The organism is Mesorhizobium sp. M2A.F.Ca.ET.067.02.1.1, assembly GCF_004023285.1.
In the GTDB taxonomy this organism is placed as follows: domain Bacteria; phylum Pseudomonadota; class Alphaproteobacteria; order Rhizobiales; family Rhizobiaceae; genus Mesorhizobium.
Genome location: NZ_RZSB01001084.1, coordinates 1 through 1,430 on the forward strand (window position 1 = coordinate 1; position 1,430 = coordinate 1,430).

Annotated in this window: 1 protein-coding gene; it reads right to left on the reverse strand. The window is 67.1% G+C overall.

The features are described 5' to 3' along the window. A partial coding sequence (gene mutL / locus EOA28_RS35645) for a DNA mismatch repair endonuclease MutL (RefSeq protein ID WP_128315842.1) occupies nucleotides 1-1,237 on the reverse strand: 1,237 nt, incomplete at its 3' end. Between the last annotated feature and the right edge of the window lie 193 nt (nucleotides 1,238-1,430).

Sequence of the window (1,430 nt, forward strand, 5' to 3'; positions counted from 1 at the left end):
GGCCGGTGTCGAAGGCCGCCTGGTCGTTCTCCGCAAAGCCATTGCGCTGATGCCCCGCCTCGCCATAGCCCATATCGAGCGGCCGCTGCGCCGAACGCAACGGGTCGAAGCCTCCGGAGTTGGAGGCGTGATAGGCGGCCTCGTAGCTGCGATGGCCGCCCGCCGGGCCGGGGTGGGAATAGGCTGCGGCCCCAGGCCGAAATGCCGCCATCATGCCGGCGGCGCCTGTCGTCGCCGCGCGGATGCCGGCGCCGGCCAGCGCCTCGCGGATGGCGCCGACGATCAGCCCGCGCACCAGTCCCGGATCGCGGAAGCGTACATCGGCCTTGGCCGGATGGACATTGACGTCGACCGTCGAGGGATCGAGCGACAGGAAGAGCACCGTCACCGCGTGCCGGTCGCGCGGCAGCACATCGGCGAAGGCGCCGCGGATCGCGCCGGCGATCAGCTTGTCGCGCACCGGACGTCCGTTGACATAGGCATATTGCTGCAGCGCGTTGGCGCGCGTGTAGGACGGGATCGACACATGGCCGGCCAGATGCACGCCGTCACGCATGGCATCGATGGCAATGGCATTGTCCGGGAAATCCTTGCCCATCACCTGCGCGACACGGGCGAGCCGGCCTTCCGGCGTGTCTTCCATCGCCGGCAACTCCAGGGTGGTGCGGTCCGAGCCGGCCAGCGTGAAGCGCACGGCCGGGAAAGCGATCGCGATGCGCTTCACCACGTCGCTGGTGGCCGAGCTTTCAGCGCGTTCGCCCTTCATGAATTTCAGCCTGGCCGGCGTGGCGAAGAAAAGGTCGCGCACCTCGACCGTCGTGCCGCGATTGGCCGCCGCCGGCTTCACTGGTAAGACGCGCCCGCCGTCGATGCCGATCTCGGCGGCGCTGTCGCCTGACGCCGTGCGCGAGCGGATCGACAGTCGCGCCACCGAACCGATCGAGGGCAGCGCCTCGCCGCGGAAACCGAGCGAGCGGATGTCGTGGATGTCGTCGGAAAGCTTCGAGGTGCAGTGGCGGGCAATGGCCAGCGCGAGTTCCTGTTCGGGGATACCCGAGCCGTCATCGGTGACGCGGATGAGGTTCAGCCCGCCGCCGGCAGTGACGATCTCCACGCGCGACGCGCCGGCATCGAGCGCATTCTCGACCAGCTCCTTCACCACGCTCGCCGGACGCTCGATAACCTCGCCGGCGGCGATCTGGTTGATCATGGTTTCGGAAAGCTGGCGAATGGGCATCGAGCGATTATAGGCGGATTCGAGTGCGCTGCGGATAGGCCCAATTGCATCAGACCGCCGCCGTCACCCAAATCAGCCAGGAGTAACCACCTGCCGCAGATCCACGCCATCCGGCAGCCGAACGTTCCGGGTCAGCTTTGCGATATCCTTCCACCCCTTCTTTCCCAGGATCTGAACCTTTTGAGCTAGAAGC